General features: G+C 65.5%; 14 protein-coding genes. 8 read left to right on the top strand and 6 right to left on the bottom strand.

Annotation, left to right across the window (positions count from 1 at the left end):
• Positions 1 to 106 precede the first annotated feature (106 nt).
• Together AAHM38_RS15670 and AAHM38_RS15665 are read left to right on the top strand one after the other, a co-directional pair.
• Positions 107 to 1285 carry a porin gene (locus AAHM38_RS15670; protein WP_004633091.1) on the top strand — a complete coding sequence of 393 codons (1179 nt, stop codon included), beginning with the start codon at positions 107 to 109 and terminating at the stop codon, positions 1283 to 1285.
• A 185-nt stretch (positions 1286 to 1470) separates the two neighbouring features.
• Complete coding sequence (locus AAHM38_RS15665) at positions 1471 to 2787, top strand: MFS transporter (protein ID WP_009241617.1); 1317 nt, start codon at positions 1471 to 1473, stop codon at positions 2785 to 2787.
• Here AAHM38_RS15665 and arfB read toward each other — a convergent pair.
• On the bottom strand, positions 2732 to 3241 hold the full coding sequence (arfB, locus tag AAHM38_RS15660; RefSeq protein ID WP_012763021.1) for an alternative ribosome rescue aminoacyl-tRNA hydrolase ArfB: 510 nt from the start codon (positions 3239 to 3241) through the stop codon (positions 2732 to 2734). The two genes, AAHM38_RS15665 and arfB, sit on opposite strands and share 56 nt — an antisense overlap.
• 43 nt (positions 3242 to 3284) lie before the next feature.
• Between arfB and trhA the strand changes: the two genes are divergently transcribed.
• On the top strand, positions 3285 to 3902 hold the full coding sequence (gene trhA / locus AAHM38_RS15655; protein ID WP_012763022.1) for a PAQR family membrane homeostasis protein TrhA: 618 nt from the start codon (positions 3285 to 3287) through the stop codon (positions 3900 to 3902).
• Between the two features lie 77 nt (positions 3903 to 3979).
• On the opposite strand, the gene AAHM38_RS15650 is transcribed toward trhA, so the two are convergent.
• The 4 genes from AAHM38_RS15650 to AAHM38_RS15635 all read right to left on the bottom strand — a co-directional run bounded on the left by AAHM38_RS15650 (position 3980) and on the right by AAHM38_RS15635 (position 10121).
• Entirely contained in the window at positions 3980 to 5689 is a 1710-nt protein-coding gene (locus AAHM38_RS15650; protein ID WP_012763023.1) for a long-chain fatty acid--CoA ligase, read from the bottom strand.
• Between the two features lie 149 nt (positions 5690 to 5838).
• Positions 5839 to 6936 (bottom strand): aminopeptidase, encoded by a 1098-nt coding sequence (locus AAHM38_RS15645; RefSeq protein WP_012763024.1) that lies wholly within the window; start codon positions 6934 to 6936, stop codon positions 5839 to 5841.
• A 10-nt stretch (positions 6937 to 6946) separates the two neighbouring features.
• Positions 6947 to 9043 (bottom strand): molybdopterin-containing oxidoreductase family protein, encoded by a 2097-nt coding sequence (locus tag AAHM38_RS15640; RefSeq protein ID WP_012763025.1) that lies wholly within the window; start codon positions 9041 to 9043, stop codon positions 6947 to 6949.
• 82 nt (positions 9044 to 9125) lie between these two features.
• Positions 9126 to 10121, bottom strand: coding sequence for a LacI family DNA-binding transcriptional regulator (locus AAHM38_RS15635; protein ID WP_012763026.1), 996 nt, complete (start codon positions 10119 to 10121; stop codon positions 9126 to 9128).
• A gap of 217 nt (positions 10122 to 10338) precedes the next feature.
• Here AAHM38_RS15635 and ptsP point away from each other — a divergent pair, with 217 nt between their 5' ends.
• The 4 genes from ptsP (at position 10339) to AAHM38_RS15615 (ending at position 16902) form a co-directional block, all read left to right on the top strand.
• Positions 10339 to 12879: a phosphoenolpyruvate--protein phosphotransferase gene (gene ptsP, locus AAHM38_RS15630; RefSeq protein WP_012763027.1), complete on the top strand. Its 2541-nt coding sequence runs from the start codon at positions 10339 to 10341 to the stop codon at positions 12877 to 12879.
• On the top strand, positions 12876 to 13832 hold the full coding sequence (gene pfkB / locus AAHM38_RS15625) for a 1-phosphofructokinase (RefSeq protein ID WP_012763028.1): 957 nt from the start codon (positions 12876 to 12878) through the stop codon (positions 13830 to 13832). Before ptsP ends, pfkB begins: the two co-directional genes overlap by 4 nt.
• Positions 13833 to 13881: 49 nt before the next feature.
• Positions 13882 to 15597 (top strand): PTS fructose transporter subunit IIC, encoded by a 1716-nt coding sequence (locus AAHM38_RS15620; protein WP_012763029.1) that lies wholly within the window; start codon positions 13882 to 13884, stop codon positions 15595 to 15597.
• Positions 15598 to 15744: 147 nt separating this feature from the next.
• Positions 15745 to 16902, top strand: coding sequence for an ABC transporter substrate-binding protein (locus tag AAHM38_RS15615; RefSeq protein ID WP_009241627.1), 1158 nt, complete (start codon positions 15745 to 15747; stop codon positions 16900 to 16902).
• A gap of 52 nt (positions 16903 to 16954) precedes the next feature.
• On the opposite strand, the gene argE is transcribed toward AAHM38_RS15615, so the two are convergent.
• Entirely contained in the window at positions 16955 to 18157 is a 1203-nt protein-coding gene (argE, locus tag AAHM38_RS15610; RefSeq protein WP_012763030.1) for an acetylornithine deacetylase, read from the bottom strand.
• A 266-nt stretch (positions 18158 to 18423) separates the two neighbouring features.
• On the opposite strand from argE, the gene AAHM38_RS15605 reads away from it, so the two are divergent.
• The gene (locus AAHM38_RS15605; RefSeq protein ID WP_012763031.1) at positions 18424 to 19614 is read left to right on the top strand and encodes a M20 aminoacylase family protein; all 1191 of its coding nucleotides are present in this window, start codon (positions 18424 to 18426) and stop codon (positions 19612 to 19614) included.
• The last annotated feature ends 154 nt before the right edge of the window (positions 19615 to 19768 follow it).

The raw sequence follows: 19768 nt of genomic DNA, 5'->3' as shown, positions 1-19768 counted from the left end.
TGCTACATTAGTCGGCGACTTCGTTTGAAAGTCATGGGGCGGGAAGACAAGAACGGAGGGTCTGCCTGCCACTGAACGCAATAAATAAAGATCTGGAGACCGACCGATGAAGAAATCGCTGCTGGCATTGGCAGTACTGGGCACGTTTGCGGGTGTTGCGCAGGCTCAGTCGAGTGTGACGCTGTATGGCGTGGTCGACGCCAACATTGAGTACGTCAACCACGCGCAAGCCGTAACGGCTGCGGGGGTGGTCATACCGGGCAGCAGCGGCTCGCGCCTGGCGATGCAGGCCGGCGGCCTGTCTTCCAACCGCTGGGGCTTGCGCGGCGTCGAAGACATCGGTGGCGGTCTCAAGAGCCTGTTCGTGCTGGAATCGGGCTTCGCCATGGACACCGGCACGCTGCAGCAGGGCGGACGCCTGTTCGGCCGGCAGGCGTTTGTCGGTTTGCAGGGCAACTGGGGCAAGATCACGCTGGGTCGGCAATACACCACGATCTTCGACATGATGGCGAACTTCTCGCCGACCGGTTACGCCACGCAGTATGAGCCGGTGGTCGGCCAGCTCGGTCCGAACTTCCGCGAAGACAACATGATCAAGTACACCGGCGCATTCGGCCCGGTGACGGTGGAAGGCCACTGGGCGTTCGGCGAACGCGCAGGCAGCCAGACCGCCAACTCGGCGTACGGCGTGGGCGCAAACTACTTTGGCGGCCCGTTCGGCCTGGGTATCGCCTATGACGAAGTGAAGGTGCTGACGGCAGCCGAAGCTCTGGGCGGCCCCGGCAACGAGTACGCCAAGGACAAGCGCGCCGCCATTGCCGCCAGCTACACGATGGGCCCGGTCAAACTCATGGGTGGCTATCGCTACGGCAAGACCGACACGGCCTCATCTGGTGCCACGCTGGCTCTGCTGCCGCACCGCGACGACTACTACTGGGCTGGCGTGAACTACCAGGTGACGCCTGCGCTGGGCCTGACGCTGGCGTACTACTACGACAAGATCAAGGAAGCGACCATCGGCGGGGCAACGGTCAACCCGCGTAATCCGCAGCAGTGGCAGTTCATCGCCGACTACAACTTCTCCAAGCGCACCGACGTGTATCTGAGCGCCGCGTATGCACGCAATGCGTCGCTGAACTGGGATTCGATCGGCTATGTAACGAACCCGGCAACGGGCGCGCAAACGTCGGTGGGCTATCTGCCGGCGGCATCGCAGACGTACTTCATCACGCCAAACTCGGATAACCAGGTCGGCGTGGCGATCGGCCTGCGTCACAAGTTCTGACACGCAGTTTGTTGTTGCCCGCCGCCCCTCTCCTTGGCGGGCGCAGGAAGGCACCTTCGGGTGCCTTTTTGCATGGCCGCGCGCTACGCTCCTGCGATCGAGCCCGCCGCTGGATGGCAAGCCGACAGTAAAGCAACGCGCGGCGCATCAGAACGACAACAACGCGAACCTTACCGGAGACCCGCATGTCCTCTTCGACCTCTTCAACCATGGCGCCCTCCGCCCCCGGGGCGGCCACCGACACCAGCCGCTCGCGCGTCGTCTTCGCCAGCTTCATCGGCACGGCCATCGAGTTTTACGATTTCTATGTCTATGCGACAGCCGCGGCGCTGGTCATCGGCCCCGTGTTCTTTCCGCATGGGTCCGCCACGGCACAAGCGCTGTCGGCGTTCGTCACGTTTGGTATCGCGTTCATCGCGCGGCCGATCGGCTCGTTTCTGTTCGGCCACTTTGGTGATCGCATCGGGCGCAAGTCGACGCTGGTGGCGTCTCTGCTGGTGATGGGCATTTCGACCACGCTGATCGGACTCGTGCCGGGGTACGACAGCATCGGCACGCTCGCACCGATCCTGCTGTGCATCCTGCGCTTCGGCCAGGGCATCGGGCTGGGTGGTGAATGGGGCGGCGCGGCGCTGCTGGCCACCGAGAACGCACCAGCCGGCAAACGCGCCTGGTTCGGCATGTTTCCGCAGCTCGGCCCGTCGGTCGGTTTCCTGGCTTCGAACGGTCTCTTCTTCGGGCTGGCGATCGCACTGTCCGATGAGCAGTTCCGCAGCTGGGGCTGGCGCGTGCCGTTCCTGGTCAGCGCAGTGCTGGTGGCACTGGGCTTGTATGTGCGATTGAAGATCGCTGAGACCCCCGCCTTCCAGGCAGCCATCGACCGGCAGGAGCGCGTGAAGGTGCCGGTCGCCACGCTGCTGGCGCACCACTGGTGGCCGACGCTGCTGGGCGCACTGGCCATGGTCGTCTGCTACACGCTGTTTTATATCTCGACGGTATTTTCGCTGTCGTACGGCGTGGGCACGTTGCATTTCTCGCGCCCGAGCTTTCTGGGTCTGCTGTGCCTGGCCGTGGTGTTCATGGGGCTGGCGACGCCGCTGTCGGCATGGGCGTCCGACCGCTTTGGGCGCAAGCCGGTGCTGATCGTCGGCATCATCGCCGCCATTTTGTCGGGCTTCACGATGGCGCCGCTGCTGGGGAGTGGGCAGACACCGCTGGTGGCCCTGTTCCTCATCATCGAACTGTTCCTGATGGGCGTGACCTTCGCTCCGATGGGCGCGCTGCTGCCGGAGCTGTTCCCGACCAACGTGCGCTACACCGGGGCCGGCGTGTCGTACAACCTGGGCGGCATTCTAGGGGCGTCGATTGCGCCCTACATCGCGCAGAAGCTGGCTCAGCAAGGCGGCCTGAGCTGGGTGGGCATGTATGTGTCGGCGGCCGCGGTGGTCAGCCTGATCGGCGTGCTTTGCATGCGTGAAACGCGGGATACCCGGCTGATGTAAGGACCGCGCATAGCGACGCTCTCAATCCCACGAGTGGCGGCCGGAGCGACCACGCTTGACGTCGCCGCGCGCGCTTGCCTTCCAGACGGCGCGTCTTGGAAGCGCGCGTAGGCTTGGTGGCGATCCGCGACTTCGGCACCGAAAGCCCCGTCGCGATGAACGCCGCCAGACGTTCGCGGGCATCCTGGCGGTTGCGGTCTTGCGTGCGAAACCGTTGAGCATCAATCACAATCACGCCCTCGTCGGTCAAGCGGCGGTCGCGCTTTCCCAACAAGCGAGCCCGCAATGCCTCCGGCAACGACGGCGATTGGGCGATGTCAAAGCGCAACTCCACCGCCGTCGATACCTTGTTGATGTTCTGGCCACCCGCTCCGCTTGCGCGCACAAAGCGCTCGACCAGCTCGGACTCCGGAATAGACAATTGGGGGGTGATTTTGAGATCGGTGCCGGGCATTGGAGCATTGTAGGGAGAACCGGCTTTTCCTGGAGATCAGCGTATGTATCGCGGAGAACGTTTCAACGGCTTCAGCCACCTGGCCGGGGCCATCCTTGCCGCCGCTGGCATGGCCGTTCTGGTAACGTCGTCCGCCCTGCACCACGACGCGTGGAAGGTCGTCAGTTCCGTGGTCTACGGCACGACGCTCGTCCTGCTCTACACGATCTCCACGCTGTATCACAGCCTGCGCGGGCCGGCCAAGAGCCTGTTCCAGCGCCTCGACTATTGCGCCATCTATTTGCTGATCGCCGGGAGCTACACGCCGTTTGCGCTGGTCACGCTGCGCGGCCCCTGGGGTTGGGCGCTGTTCGGCATCAACTGGGCACTGGCGGCCATCGGGATTGCGCAGGAACTCTGGATCGGCCGCCGCACGCGCCTGTTTTCCCTGCTGATCTACGTGGTGATGGGCTGGCTGGTGCTGATTGCCATGGAGCCGCTGGCGGCAGCGCTGCCCGCACCGGGCCTGTGGTGGGTGGTAGCCGGTGGCGCGCTGTATACGGCCGGTATCGCCTTCTTTCTCTTTGACGAGAAGGTGAGGCACTTCCACGGCATCTGGCACCTGTTCGTATTGGCCGGCAGTGCGTGCCAGTTCGTCAGCATCCTCCTGTACGTGGGTTGACCCCGGCCATACGTTCCTGTGGTGCGCCAAAAAAAAGCCGCGACGAATCGCGGCCTTTTCTTTGCAGCGACGCAGACTCAGGCACGCTTCTTCATCGCCTCGTCGCGCAGTTCACGGCGCAGGATCTTGCCGACGTTGGTCTTCGGCAGCTCGTTGCGGAACTCGATGAACTTGGGGCGCTTGTAACCGGTGAGCTGGTCCTTGCAGAACTCCTGCAGCTTCTGTTCTGTGAGCGTCGGGTCGCGGCGCACCACGAACAGCTTCACCACCTCGCCCGAGTGGACGTCGGGCACGCCCACGGCGGCCACTTCCAGCACGCCCGGGCACATCGCCACCACGCCTTCGATCTCGTTCGGGTACACGTTGAAGCCCGACACCAGAATCATGTCCTTCTTGCGATCGACGATCTTGGTGTAACCGCGCTCGTCCATCACGCCGACGTCGCCGGTCTTGAAGAAGCCGTCGGCGTACATGACCTTGGCGGTCTCGTCCGGGCGCTTCCAGTAACCAGCCATGACTTGCGGGCCGCGGATGCAGATTTCGCCCGGCTGGCCGATCGGCAAGTCGCGGCCTTCGTCGTCGCGAATGGCGATTTCCGTGCCAGGAATCGGCAGGCCGACGGTACCCGAGAACTTATCGGTATCCGTGGGGTTGCAGATGGCCGACGGCGAGGTTTCCGACAGACCATAGCCTTCGATGATCGGGCACCCCGTCACCTCGAGCCACTTCTTGGCCACGGCCTCCTGCACCGCCATGCCGCCACCGTTGGCCACACGCAGGTTCGAGCAGTCCACATCCTTGAATTCGGGGTTGTTCAGCAGCGCGTTGTACAGCGTGTTCACGGCCGGGAACATGTGGAAGCGGTACTGCTTGAGCACCTTGATGAAGCCCGGGATGTCCCGCGGATTCGGGATCAGCACGGCCAGCCCGCCCTTGCGCATCGACAGCAGGCAGCACACCGTCAGCGCGAAGATGTGATACAGCGGCAGCGCGGTGATCGTGACGATCTCTTCGTCGGCGGCCAGCATGCGGCCATCGCGACCAGGCTTGGTGAGCGCCGGGTTCATCCAGGCTTCCGATTGCAACACGTTCGCGACGATGTTCCGATGCAGCAGCGTCGCACCCTTCGACACGCCGGTCGTGCCGCCCGTGTATTGCAGGAAGGCCACGTCGTCGGGGCCGACGGAAGTCGGCTTGAGCGTCTGCTTGGCGCCTTCTTCCAGCGCGGTGTTGAAGCGGATGCAGTTGGGCAGTTCCCACGCCGGCACCATCTTCTTGACGCTGCGCACGACGAAATTGACCAGCATGCCCTTCAGCCCGCCCAGCAAGTCGCCCATGCTGGCCACCACGATGTGTTTGACCGGCGTATTGGGCAGCACCTGCTGCAGCGTCGTCGCGAAATTCTCAAGGATGATGATGGCTTCGGCGCCGCTGTCCTTGAGCTGGTGTTCCAGTTCGCGCGGGGTGTAAAGCGGATTGACGTTGACGACCACATAGCCGGCACGCAGCACGGCGGCCAGCGCCACGGGGTACTGCAACACGTTCGGCATCATCAACGCGACGCGCGCGCCAAGCGCCAGACCGCGCGATTGCAGCCACGCCGCCAGTTGGCGCGAAAGCGTATCCAGCTCGCCGTAGGTCAGCACCTTTCCCATGCATTCAAATGCACGGCGGTTACGGTTCTTCTGGAAGGAATCCTCAAGCAGATGGGCCAGCGATCGATACTGCGATGCATCGATCTCGGCCGGCACCCCGGCGGGATATTGCTTCAGCCACGGCTTATCCATGGGTGTGTCTCCTGGCGATTGTCGATTTTTCGAATGGTCGTTCGTTTTTTTCGGCATCCTACGCGGATGTGCGTGTCAAAACAATAACTTAGACAGTTCCCTCAGCCTGCCGGGCCTGCTTGAAACGGACGCCTAAACCGCTGTTGGCATCACTTTTGGATGACGCTTGCCGACGTCGCCATCGCGGGAAGCGCCAGTAATCGCAGAGCGGCCTCGCGCTGTGGTTTGGATTCGCGTGCCATGGCTTTGACATCGGCATAGAAGCGCGCCCAGTCGCCGCCATCACGGTGATACAGCGCCGTGAACGCCGGCACCCATTCCAGGTAGCTCGCGACTGCGCCCAGATGCGCGTTGGACAGCGGCTGCGCAAACCAGCGGTCGTAACCGGTATAACCGCCCCAACTTGCTTTCAGCTTGGCGTAATCGGCCTGCAGGCTCGCGAAGATGGCGCGTTTTCCGGCGCGCTTCTCGTCGTCCGACACAGGGCTGGCATACAGCGCCTCGAGCCGGTTGCGGTACTCCAGCAGCAGGGCGCGGAATTGTACGCGGCGGGCGTCGTACGTAGCGTATTCCGCGCGAATTTCGGGCGTGGCGGCATCCGCCAGCCAGCGTTCGACGCCAATGGTTTCGACGGCGGTGGCAAACGATTCGTTGAACGCGGTATCGCCCTTGGCGTAGACAACCTGATGCGCCAGCTCATGAAAAATCAGCCGCGCCAACTCGCCTTCCGGCAGGCCGACGAAGGTGTTGAGCAGCGGGTCGTCGAAATAGCCCAGTGTGGAATACGCAGGAATGCCGGCCACATCCACGTCCAGGCCTTGGGCACGCAGCGTGTCGGCATAGGCCATGGCGGCGTTGCGGTCGTAGTACCCGCGATACGTCACGCAGCCGACGACGAGGAAACACCATTCCTTGAGCTTGACCGATAACTCAGGCGCGGCAAATACATTCCACACCGCAAAGGGACGCTTGAGATTGGCATAGACGCGATAGCTGCCGTTGTCTGGCAGGCCCAGCTCGCGCGAGGCATAGATGCGGATGCTGCGCGCATCTTCCAACCGCTTGGCGAGCTTGTCGTTGTGGGCTTGCCGAGCATTGTCGATGGCCTGGTCGATCGACTCACGCTGCGCCATCAGCGAGAGATGTCCGCTGACCGACTGGAAGTAATAACCGACGGTGTCGCAGCCGGCCAGTAACGCCGAACCGGCAAGCGACAGCGCAAGGCACAGCGCGCGTGCGGCACGCATGATGGCTCCGTCAGGCGGCCGGAGCCAACGGCGCGACCTCGACCAGGCAATCGTAGAAGGTGGGCGCACGGCCCATGTCGGTCAGGCGCTGGCTGGTCAGCTCGTTGGCGTTGGTGCCGTCGGGCGCGAGCTTCTTCCACCAGATCGACAGGCCGACGACCACGCCACGCCGCGCACGGTCGGTCACGCGGGCGCGCGCCTGCATGGTGCCGCGATCGTTGAAGATGCGGACAAGCTCGCCATCGACGACGCCGCGTGCATTCGCGTCGTCGGGATGGATATCGAGATGCGGCTCGCCTTCGGTGCTGCGCAGGCTGTCGACGTTGACGAAGGTGGAGTTGAGGAAGTTGCGCGCCGGCGGCGAAATCATCGACAGCGGATAACGCTTGGCCAACTCGGGCGTGCTGATTGCCGATTCGTACGGCGGCACATAGCCGGGCAGCGGGTCGAGTCCGTCGTTGGCCATCTGCTCGGAATAGAACTCGCAGCGGCCTGACGGCGTGCGATAGCCGCCACGTGCCAGCGGCGCGGCCGGGTGCGCCAGCTTCTGCCAGCCGTCGCGCTTGAGCGTGGCCCAATCGATGTGTGCGGCGGCCGCATCATCACGGCGCACGGCCTGGCTGGCGATATCGTCGTCCGAGTCGGCAAAGCAGGCGTCGTCAAAACCCATGCGCCGGGCAATGCGACGGAAGATCTCCGTGTTCGGCAACGACTGCCCCATCGGCGCGATGGCAGCGTTGTTGGCCAGCACGTAGGTGTGACCGTAAGCCTTGTGCACATCGACATGTTCGAGCTGCGTGGTGGCCGGCAGCAGGATGTCGGCGTAGTCGGCCGTGTCGGTCTGGAAGTGCTCCAGCACCACCGTGAAGAGGTCTTCGCGCGCAAAGCCGGCGGCGACCTTGCGCGAGTCCGGCGCCACCGCCACGGGGTTGCTGTTGTAGACAACCACCGCCTCGACCTTTGGGCCAAACGACGCATCGCCCGCATGCAGCAGCGCATCGCCGATGGTGCTCATGTTGATCGTGCGGGGCAGCGCCGGCCAGCTCGGCAGCAGGTCAGGACGCTGCAGCTTCGCATTGTCGATGGGGAAGAAACCGGACGTCGATAGTTGCAGGCCGCCCGCTGCATCCCGCCACGCGCCCACCAGCGACGGCAGGCACGCGACCGCGCGCACCCCCTGCCCGCCGCCATGCGCGCGCTGCATGCCGTAGTTCAGGCGAATGGCCGCAGGCTGCTTGTCGCGCACGACGGTCGTGCCGTACAGCTTGGCGAGCCACTCGATATCCGCCGCGTCCACCCCACACAGCGTCGCTGCGTATTCCGGCGTGTATTGCTGCGCGCGCTCACGCAGCGCCTCGAAACCGAGCGTGTGATTGGCGATGTAATCGTGGTCGAGCAAATCGTCGCGAATCAACACGTGGATCATCGCCAACGCCAGCGCCGCATCGGTACCGGGGCGCACCGCCAGATGGCGATGGCACTTCTCGGCCGTCAGCGAGCGATACGGATCAATGGCGACGAGCGTGGCGCCGCGCCGTTTGGCTTCCTGCGCGCGCGTCCAGAAATGCAGGTTCGACGCGATCGGATTGGCGCCCCAGATCAGGATCAGCTTGGCGTCCTGCACGTGCTCGATGTCCATGCCGAGGCTCGCACCGTACGTGTAGCGCAGCGCCGTCGCCCCGGCCGACGCGCAGATCGTGCGATCCAGCAGCGACGCTCCGAGCTTGTGGAAGAAGCGCGCGGCCATGCTTTCCCCCTGCACCAGGCCCATCGTGCCGGCGTAGCTGTACGGGAGGATGGCCTCCGGGTTGCGTGCCGCAATCTCGCCCAGGCGCGTGGCGATGGTGTCGATGGCCTCGTCCCAGGAAATCGGTTCGAACTTGCCCTCGCCTTTGGCGCCTACGCGCTTCATCGGCGTCAACAGGCGGTTGGGGTGGTACGTGCGTTCTGCATACCGATTGACCTTGGTGCAGAGCACGCCGGCCGTCGTCGGGTGGTCCGGATCGCCCTGCACGCGGGTGGCGCGGCCATCTTCGACGGTGACAAGCAAGGCGCAGGTGTCGGGGCAGTCGTGCGGGCAGGCGGCACGGATGACTTGGGTGGACATCAGGGAGGCTCCGGAGTGGGGGGCGGCGGGTGCATTCGGCGTCGACGCACCGCCGCGGGTATCCGGAAATTGTAATCGCCCGCTAGGGGCTTCGCAGCGGCGTAGAGCCGCGCGGGACGAGCCGACCCGTGAGCAGCACACGGCGCGTCGGCAAGGTGGGCTGCCCGAGGCGCTCCTGCAGCATGGCCATTGCCATGCGACCGATGTCGTAGACCGGCTGCTCGATCACGGTGATGCCCGGGCCGGCGAGTTCGGTCCAGGGCTCGTTGTCGAAGCCCGCCACGGCGATGTCACGCGGCACGTCGAGCGACAGCCGCCGCAACGCACGCAGCACGCCGAGCAGCGATTGCGCGTTACTCGCGACCAGCGCGTCGGGGCGATCACGTTCCACGCCGGACAGCCACGCCAGCGTCTCGGCCTCCGCAGCCTCGGCCGTCGGCAGGATGAAGCGTGCCTCGGCGGTGATGCCGTGGCGTGCCAGCGCCGTCGCGAATCCGGCCTGCCGCTCGGCGCCTGTGCTGCTCGTGCGCCCGAACAGGCCGCCGATACGCCGGTAACCCTGCGCGGCAAGGTGCTCGGCCAGCGCTTGCGCGGCCTGCTGGTTGTCGAGCACGACGGCATCGGTACCGCATGTGGGTCCGGCGCGGTCGATCAGCACGACCGGGTAGCCGAGATCCACGGGTTGCTGCGCTTCGGCAATGCCGCGCGTCGGCGAGAGGATCACGCCGGTCACGCGCTCCTCTTCCATCAGGCGCAGGTACATCGCTTCCTTCTCCGGGTCTTCATCGGAATTGCACAGGATGACGCGCAGGCCGGCGGCATAGGCCGCGTCTTCCACCGCCCGGCTGACGCTGGTGAAAAACGGATTGCGGATGTCGGAGACGATCAGCCCGACGGTCTGCGCCTGCTGCGAGCGCAGCCGCCGCGCTGACAGGTTCGGCCGATACCCGGACGCCGCCACCGCCGCATCGACGCGTCGGCGCAGTTCCGCGCTGACGGGGCCGCCCGCGAGCGCGCGCGACACGGTTGCCACCGACACCCCCGCTGCCGCCGCCACGTCCTTGATTCGAACCGTCATGCTGAAATCGTTTCCATGAAAGTTGCCATCATATCTAATGACCGCATCGTCACCAACGTCTTGCCCACCTAGGGAAAACCCCTTAGATACTGGGGCAGACGTCACTTTGTATCGCGCCGCACATTGACACCCGCACTGTAATCGATTTCAATTCGCGATCATTGACGACACGCATGCCGGGCCTTCGAGCACGGCAGCCGCAGGAGACCCCCGCCGCATGGCTTCCGCCCTGATCTGCGCCGAACGCATCCGTCTGCAGCAACGCGCCACCGACAAGGAAAGCGCCATCCGCGCTGCCGGCCAGTTGCTGGCCGACGCCGGCTGCATCGATCCCGCCTATATCGACAGCCTCCTGCGCCGCGAAACCGTGGCCAACACGTTTCTCGGCCACGGCGTCGCCATTCCGCACGGCATGGGCGAGGACCGCCACCTGATCCGCCAGACGGGCATTGCGGTGCTGCAGTTTCCTGACGGGCTGGAGTGGCACCCGGGCCAAACGACGCACCTGGTGTTTGCCATTGCCGCGCAGTCGGACGAACACATCACGCTGCTGCGCCGACTGACGCGGCTGCTGAATGACGACGCGCGCCTGCGGCATCTCTTCACCACGCAGAATGCTGAAGAACTTGTCGCCGCACTCTCCAGCGACGCACCCGCGCCCGCCGCCGACACTCCTGGCACCGACCTCGCCGAGCAGCGCACCTTGACGCTGGAATACCCGAGTGGCCTGCACGCCCGCCCGGCCGCGCAGTGGGTCGAAACCGCGCGTCGCTTTGCCGCGCGGGTGCAAGTCCGCCATGGCGACGAAACCGCCGATGCCAAGAATCTCGTGGCGTTGCTGCAATTGGGGCTGGCGGCCGGCGCCAAGCTCAGCCTCTCTGCGGAAGGCCCCGACGCCGGGGCCGCGCTCGACGCGCTGCTGCTGACCATCCGAGGTCTGACGGCGCAGGAACGTGTCCAGGCGGCGCGCGGCACGCAGGCGGCCCGCACCCGACAGACCGCGCACGGCTGGCAAGCCGACGCGGCGTTGCCCGCCATCGGCGGCATTGCGGCGAGCCCTGGCTTGGCGATCGGCCCCATCCACATGCTGCAGCACGGCGCGTCGACCGTGCCCGACCATCCCGTCGCACTGACCACCGGTGGCGATCTGCTGGACGCGGCGCTGGCCCGCACGCGCGCCGAGCTGGAAGCCCTGGCACGCGACACCGCCGCTCGCCTGGGCGAAGCCGAATCGGGCATCTTCAAGGCCCAGGCCGAACTGCTGGGCGACAGCGACCTCATGACGCTGACGTGCCAGGCCATGGTCGAAGGCCACGGCGTGGCGTGGTCCTGGCATCAGGCCGTCGAGCGTCTGGCCGAACGACTGGGCGCGCTTGGCAACCCGCTGCTCGCAGCGCGCGCGGCAGATCTGCGCGACGTGGGGCGCCGCGTGCTCGGCCATATCGATCCGTCGCTGCGCAGTGCAGCGCAAACGCTGCCCGACACGCCCTGCATCCTGGTGGCGGCGGATCTGTCGCCTTCGGATACGGCGGCGCTCGATACGCGACGCATCATCGGCATCGTCACGGCGCAAGGCGGTCCGACCTCGCACACGGCCATCCTGACGCGCACGCTCGGCATCCCGGCCGTCGTGGCCGCCGGCCCTGCCGTGCTTGATGTGGCGACGGGCACGCAAGCCATCATCGACGGGACGGGCGGCCGTCTGGTGCTCGATCCCGACGACGCCAGCATCGCGAGCGCCCGCGCCTGGCTGCAGGAAGACGCCGCACGCACGCAGCGCGAGGAGGCGGAGCGAGGCCTGCCCGCGCGCACGTGCGACGGCCACACGGTGGAGATCGCCGCCAACGTCAACCTGCCCGCACAGGCGGTCGGAGCGCTCGCGCTCGGCGCGGAAGGCGTGGGCCTGATGCGCACCGAATTCCTGTTCCTCGAACGCGACCATGCGCCCGACGAAGACACGCAATACGCGGTCTACGCCGCCATGCTCAAGGCCCTTGGCGGCCGTCCGCTGATCGTGCGCACGCTGGACATCGGCGGCGACAAGCAGGTTCCGCATCTGAACCTGCCGACGGAAGAGAACCCGTTCCTCGGCGTGCGCGGTGCGCGGCTGCTGCTGCGCCGGCCCGACCTCATGGAGCCGCAATTGCGCGCGCTTTATCGAGCCGCCCGCGATGTCGGCGAGCCGGCCGCCCTGTCGATCATGTTTCCGATGATCACCTCGCTGGAGGAGGTGACCGCCCTTCGCGCCGCCTGCGAACGCATCCGCACTGAACTCGACGCGCCGACGGTGCCGCTGGGCATCATGGTGGAGGTGCCGGCTGCCGCGCTGCTGGCCGATCGGCTGGCCGAGCACGTTGACTTCTTCTCCATCGGGACGAACGACCTCACGCAATACACACTCGCGATCGATCGCCAGCATCCCGACTTCGCCGCTGAGGCCGACAGCCTGCACCCGAGCGTGCTGCGTCTGATCCAGCAGACGGTGCAAGGCGCCGCGCGCCACGGGCGCTGGGTCGGCGTATGCGGCGGGCTCGCCGGAGACCCGTTCGGAGCATTGCTGCTGACGGGACTTGGCGTGCACGAGTTGTCGATGAGCCCCCGCGATATTGCGCCGGTCAAGGCGCGGCTGCGCGAGGCGCACCTCCGCGCGCTGTCGCAGCTCGCAGAACGCGCGCTGGCCTGCGCTTCCGCCCAGGAAGTGCGCGCCCTGGAAACCGCCTTCCCGATGCAAGGCGGTGGCGAGGAGAAGGCCGCATGAGCCGCCCGTCGCGCATCGTCACCGTCACGCTCAACCCGGCCATCGACATGACCGTCGGGCTGGAGCGCCTCGAACGCGGCCGCGTCAACATCGGCAGCAGCGTCGCCCAACAGGCCGGCGGCAAGGGCGTCAACGTCGCTGCCTGCCTCGCCGACTGGCAGGTGCCGGTGATTGCCACGGGGCTCCTCGGCGACGCCAATGCTGAACTGTTCGAGGCGCTGTTTGCGCGCAAGGGCGTGGTCGACAGCTTCTGCCGCGTGCCCGGCACCAATCGCACCAACATCAAGATCAGCGACCAGGCAGACGGACAGACCACCGACATCAACCTGCCTGGCATTGACGCCACGCCGGCCGACTTCGGCGCGCTGTGCGACCGCATTCACGCGCTCGCCGACATTGCCGGCGCTGCGCTGTGCGGCAGCCTGGCGGGAGGTTTGCCGCCGGATACCTACGTGAGATTGCTGGCGCGGCTGAATCGCCGCGGCGTACCGACCTTGGTCGACACGAGCGGCGCCCCGCTCGCACAGGTCCTGGCCGCGCCTCGCGACGAGCTGCCGACGGCCATCAAGCCCAATCGGCACGAACTGGAACTGTGGGCGGGTACATCGCTGCCGACGCTGGCTGAAACGGTGGACGTGGCACGCGCCGTCCACGCGCGGGGCGTGGCGCAGGTCATCGTGTCGCTCGGCGAGGAAGGCGCGCTGTTCGTCACGGCAGACGGCACTTGGCAGGCGAGTCTGCCGCCGGTGCGCGCCGCCAGCACCGTCGGCGCGGGTGACGCCATGGTGGCCGGCGTGCTGGCCGGCTGGCATGCCGGAGCGGGCATGGAAGAAACCGTGCGTCTATCGGTGGCCTTCGCCGCGTGCAAGCTCCAGCGCCTGGGCCCGCACCTCCCGCCCCCGGGGCAGGTGCGCGAACGCGCCGCCGCCGTCCAGATGCAGCGCGTGGCCTGACGCCCGACCATCGCATCGCCACACGCTCAACGCACTCAAGGAGCCGATCATGGCAAACCTGCTGGCAATTCTCGGTGCAGACGGCCGCACCACCCGCGCGATGCTCGCCGGCGCAGCCCTGCGCCACGCGGCGCGCGAATCCGGCTACAAGCTCGACGTCGACGTGCGCGGCCCGGACACCGCCTCGGTCGTCGACACGGCGGCCCTGGCCACCGCCAAAGCCGTTGTCTGGGCGGGCCTGTCGCCAGATGCCGCCGCCCGTGACGCCAATCCGCGTACGCTTGAAGTCACACTTGACGAGGTGCTCGCCGACGCCCGCGCCGTACTGGCCCGCGTGATGCATAGCGCCTCGCTCGCGCCAGAATCCGCTACCCAAGCTCGGCGCATTGTCGCCATCACGTCGTGCCCGACCGGCATCGCGCACACCTTCATGGCTGCCGAGGCGCTCACGCAGGCCGCCGGCGCGCTCGGTCACACGATCCACGTGGAAACGCAGGGTTCGGTGGGCGCACAGAACACGCTGTCGGCCGATGCCATCGCAACCGCAGACCTCGTGCTGATCGCGGCCGACACGCAAGTCGACCTGTCACGCTTTGCCGGCAAGCGCGTCTTCCGCGCCGGCACCAAGGCGGCCATCCACGATGGGCAGGCATTGATCCGCCGGGCCTTCGACGAAGCCTCGCTAGAAGGCGCGGGGACGGCGCAATTGGCGGGCACCGCGGCCGCCGCGGCTGAACAGCAGCGCACCGGCCCGTACAAGCACCTGATGACTGGTGTGTCGTTCATGCTGCCCTTCGTGGTGGCGGGGGGCATCCTGATTGCACTGGCGTTCGCCCTCGGCGGCATCTACGTGACGGACGCCTCGGCCAGCCATACGCTTGGCGGCGCGCTGTTCCAGATCGGTGCCAAGTCCGCGTTTGCCTTGATGGTGCCCGTGCTCGCCGGATACATCGCGTATTCGATCGCCAGCCGGCCGGGCATCGCACCCGGGATGGTCGGAGGCATGCTCGCCGCCAGCCTGGGCGCCGGGTTTCTTGGTGGCATCGTGGCCGGTTTCGTCGCCGGCTATGGCACCGAGGCGCTCAACCGCTGGCTGAAGCTGCCGCGCAACCTGGAAGGGCTGAAACCGGTGCTGATCCTGCCCGTGCTCGGGTGCCTTTTGACGGGCTTGGTGATGCTGTATGTGGTGGGCGCGCCGGTTGCTGCGCTGCTTGCATCCCTGACGACCTGGCTGCGCGGCATGCAAGGCGCGAACGCGGTCCCGCTGGGCGCGCTGCTGGGCGGCATGATGGCGTTTGACATGGGCGGCCCCATCAACAAGGCTGCGTATGCCTTCAGCACCGGGCTGATCGGCGCGCAGGTCTACACGCCGATGGCGGCCACGATGGCCGCAGGCATGACGCCGCCGTTGGGTATCGCGCTCGCGGCATGGCTCTTCCCGTCGCGATTCACGCGGGACGAACGCCAGGCGGCGCGCCCCACCGCCGTGCTCGGCCTCGCCTTCATCAGCGAGGGCGCGATCCCGTATGCCGCGCGCGACCCGTTCCGCGTGATTCCCGCGCTGGTGACGGGTTCCGCGTGCGCGGGTGCCCTGTCAATGTTGTTCGGGGTGGAACTGCGCGTGCCGCACGGCGGGGCATTCGTGCTGCCGATCCCGAACGCGGTAACGCACCTGGGCGGCTATGTTGCAGCGCTGGTTGCCGGCACCGTCGTCACCGCCGTGCTGCTGGCAGTGATGAAGCGGCGGGTGGCGGAAGCCGCCTGAAACGGCCCCGTGTGAAGGAAAGCCGTGCACATCGCGCGGCTTCTCTGTCTCAAAAACGCTCAAAAGCGACGCAACCGGCCCGATTCTGTTTGCCTCCCCTGCCCGTTTAGCTATGATGCCGAGCAAATCAACTCTCGGGGGAGAGCAATGCAATCTCGTAGAATCACCGCGCTGCTGGCCATGTTCGCAGCGGGCATCGTCGGCATCGCTTCGGGCGGCGCGCATGCCGAGACGGGCGTGACCAACGACGCGATCATCGTCGGCCAATCGGCGCCAATGAGCGGCCCGGCCGCACAGCTTGGTCAGCAGATGAACCGCGGCGCCCAGTTGTACTTCAACGCCGTCAACGCCGCAGGTGGCATCAACGGACGCAAGATCGAATTGAAGGTGCTCGACGATTTCTACGAGCCCGATGCGACTGCCCGCAACACCAAGACGCTCATCGAAGACACCAAGGTCTTCGCCCTGTTTGGCTATGTCGGTACGCCGACCAGCCTGGCGGCGCTGAAGATCGCCAACCCGGCGGGCGTGCCGTTCTTTGCGCCGTACTCCGGCGCCTCGGCGCTGCGCGAGCCCTTTGCGCGCAATGTGTTCCACGTGCGCGCCAGCTACAACGATGAAACCGCCGCCATCGTCCAGCAGATCCACACCACGGGCCTCAAGCGCATTGCCGTCATTTATAACGACGACGCCTACGGCAAAGCGGGCCTTGACGGTGTGCAGCGCGCGCTCAAGCTGCCGGCAAACAAGGGGGTGTCGCTCGTCGCGCAGGCCAGCGTCGTCCGCAACACCACCGACGTGAAGAGCGCGATCACCACAGTGCTCGAGCAGAAGCCGGATGTCGTCGTCGTCATCAGCGCATACCAGACCGTGGCAGCCCTCGTGAAGGGCGCACAAGAACAGGGGTATGCGGGCCAGTTCTACAACGTGTCGTTTGTCGGCACCAAGGCGCTAGCCAACGCACTCGGGAAGGCCGGCGGCGGCGTGATCATCTCTCAGGTGATGCCGTATCCGTATAGCGGCGCGTCGCCCGTGGTGCGCGATTACCAGAAGCTGCTCAAATCCGATGGCATTACCGATTTCGACTACGGAAGCATCGAGGGCTACGTCGCTGCGCGCGTCTTTGTTGAAGGTCTCAAGCGTGCGGGCCGCGACCTGACCCGCGAGAAGTTCGTCGGGGCGCTGGAGACGATGGGCAACTACGACGTGGGTGGCTTCAACGTGAACTTCTCGCCCTCCAACCACGTCGGCTCCAAGTTCGTTGAGATGACGATCATCAACTCGAACGGGCAAGTGATCCGCTGAACGCGCATCCCTAAAAAAAAGAAACCGGGCCAGGTGCCCGGTTTTTTTGCGTTCAAGCCGGCTGCAACCGTGGCTGCCGTTGCGCGAGCCCCCGCATGAACGCTTCGCACTGCGCGATCTGCGCAAGTTCGATGTACTCGTTAGGCTTGTGCGCCTGCTCGATATTGCCCGGACCGCACACCACAGTCGGAATGCCCGCGCGCGAGAACAGTCCCGCTTCCGTCCCGTAGTCGACCTTGCCAACCGCACTCCGGCTATCGGCCAGCGCTTGCGCCAGCGCCACCAGCTCGTGCGAGGGCGCAATCGACAGGCCCGGCGTGTTGGCCTTCATGGCGAAGCTGATGTCAGCGTCGGCAGAAATTTCACGCATCTGCGGCAGCAGCGTCTGCTGCGCATAGCGCTCCACCTCGCCGAAAAGCCAATCCGGATCGGTGCCCGGCAGATAGCGGAGATCGAAGGTGAATTCGCAATCGCGCGGCACCACGTTGGTGGCGATACCGCCTTTGATCGTGCCTGTATTCAGCGTGGTGTGCGGTACGACAAAGGCGGTGTCGCGCGCCTCTTCCGCCGCCAGACGCGCAGCCAGCGAGCGGATATGCGCGATCAGCAGCGCCGCAAACTCGATCGCATTCACGCCCTGCGGCGTCAACGCGGAGTGCGCTTCCCTGCCGCGCACGCAGCATCGGTATTCACGCTTGCCTTTGTGCGCAATGATGGCGCGCATCGACGTGGGTTCGCCGACGATGCAACCGGCGGGCTGAATGCCGCTCGCCTCGAGATCACGCAGCAGGCTGCGCACGCCGACGCAGCCGATCTCTTCGTCATACGACAGCGAAAGATGAAAGCTGGCGTCGCCCTCCGCCGCCATGAACGCGGGCACATTCGCGAGCGCCACGGCAATGAAGCTCTTCATGTCGGCGGTGCCGCGCCCGTACAGGCGGCCGTCACGGATCTGCGCATCAAACGGGTTCGTATCCCACGGCTGCCCATCGACGGGCACCACATCGGTATGCCCAGACAACACCAGCCCCGGCTTGCGGCCTGGCGATAGCGTCGCGAACAGATTTGCCTTACCGCCCGTCGCGTCATAGGTCAGACGACAGTCCGCGCCCTGCCCGCGCAAGCGATCGCGCACCCACTCGATCAATCCAAGATTCGAATTGCGGCTAACGGTATCGAATGCCACCAGCGTGCGGATCAATTGCAGAGCTTCGTCGGAAGGTTGCGATGCAACAGCGATGGCTTCAGCAGACATGATGGGCTCGGGTCGGTCACGTGGCGCTCGCGGGAGCGCGACAGGCAGCTGACTGGGGCGGCGCGCGGTCAATTGACAAGCTTCCAGTGTAGGCGTTTCGGCCGTTCGGCTTCGCCCGTATATGAGAGCGCACAAGCCACCGCATGACGAATCCATACGAAACTGCATGGACAGCACGAGCAATCGGCTGATGGCGGGTCGGAAATCGCCCTTCGGGGTATCATCGAACGTGACTCAGAATTTTCAGCCAGAACACGAGCACCCTCATGAAGCTGATCCCAGAAATCCAAGCCGCGCAGCCCGAGATCCAGGCGCTGCGCCGCGACATCCACGCGCATCCCGAACTCTGTTTCGAAGAACAGCGCACCTCCGATCTGGTCGCCGCCAAGCTCGCCGAGTGGGGTATCGAAGTGCATCGCGGCCTGGGCAAGACCGGCCTGGTCGGTGTTATCCGCAACGGTGAAGGCAAGAGTATCGGCCTACGCGCCGATATGGATGCTCTGCCGCTTGCGGAGGCTAACCAATTCGAGCATCGCTCCAAGCACGACGGCAAGATGCACGCGTGCGGCCACGACGGTCACACCGCAATGCTGCTCGGCGCCGCACATTACCTGTCCAAGCACCGCAATTTCAGCGGCACGGTAAACCTGATCTTCCAACCCGCTGAAGAAGGCGGCGGCGGCGCACGCGAGATGATCAAGGACGGCCTGTTCGATCGATTCCCGTGCGACGCCGTCTTTGGGCTGCACAACTGGCCGGGGGTGCCGGTCGGCGCCTTCGGTACGCGCGCAGGCGCGTTGATGGCATCGAGCAACGAGTTTCGCATCACGATCAAAGGAAAGGGCGCACACGCCGCGCTGCCGCATAACGGCAACGATCCGGTATTCGTTGGAGCGCAGGTGGTATCGGCGTTGCAAGGCATCATCACGCGCAACAAGCGGCCGATCGACACCGCGGTTCTGTCCGTCACACAGTTTCATGCCGGCGATGCGACCAACATCATTCCGAACGAAGCCTGGATCGGGGGCACGGTACGCACCTTCTCCACCGACGTCCTCGACTTGATCGAGCGCCGCATGGAAGAGGTCTCTAAGGGCATCGCCGCCGCATACGATTGCACGGTCGACTTCGTCTTCCACCGCAACTATCCCCCCACCGTGAACACGGAACCTGAAACGCAGTTCGCGGCAGCGGTGATGCGTGAGCTCGTCGGGGCAGATAACGTTGACGCCAATATCGATCCGACCATGGGCGCCGAAGATTTCTCGTTCATGCTGATCGAGAAGCCAGGCTGCTTCGCCTTCATCGGCAACGGTGACGGCGACCATCGTGAGCAAGGCCACGGTCTGGGCCCATGCATGCTGCACAACCCAAGCTACGACTTCAATGACGAGTTGCTGCCGCTGGGCGCGACATATTGGGTTCGCCTCGTCGAGAAATTCCTGGCACGTAGCTAGTCAGCCCGCTCGCGAATGCGTAAAAGCCTCCTAACGGAGGCTTTTTGTTTTTTAGGGATCGATTGGGGGAAGCAGAGGAGGGGGTTGCCGGGTCTGGCCGGCGGATCGCTGCGTGTTGCAGCAGTGCATAAAAACAAACACCCCAGCTCAGAGA

It is taken from the genome of Ralstonia sp. OTU4908 (genome assembly GCF_038440115.1).
Lineage (GTDB): Bacteria > Pseudomonadota > Gammaproteobacteria > Burkholderiales > Burkholderiaceae > Ralstonia > Ralstonia pickettii.
This window is presented reverse-complemented; position numbering and strand designations above follow the sequence as displayed.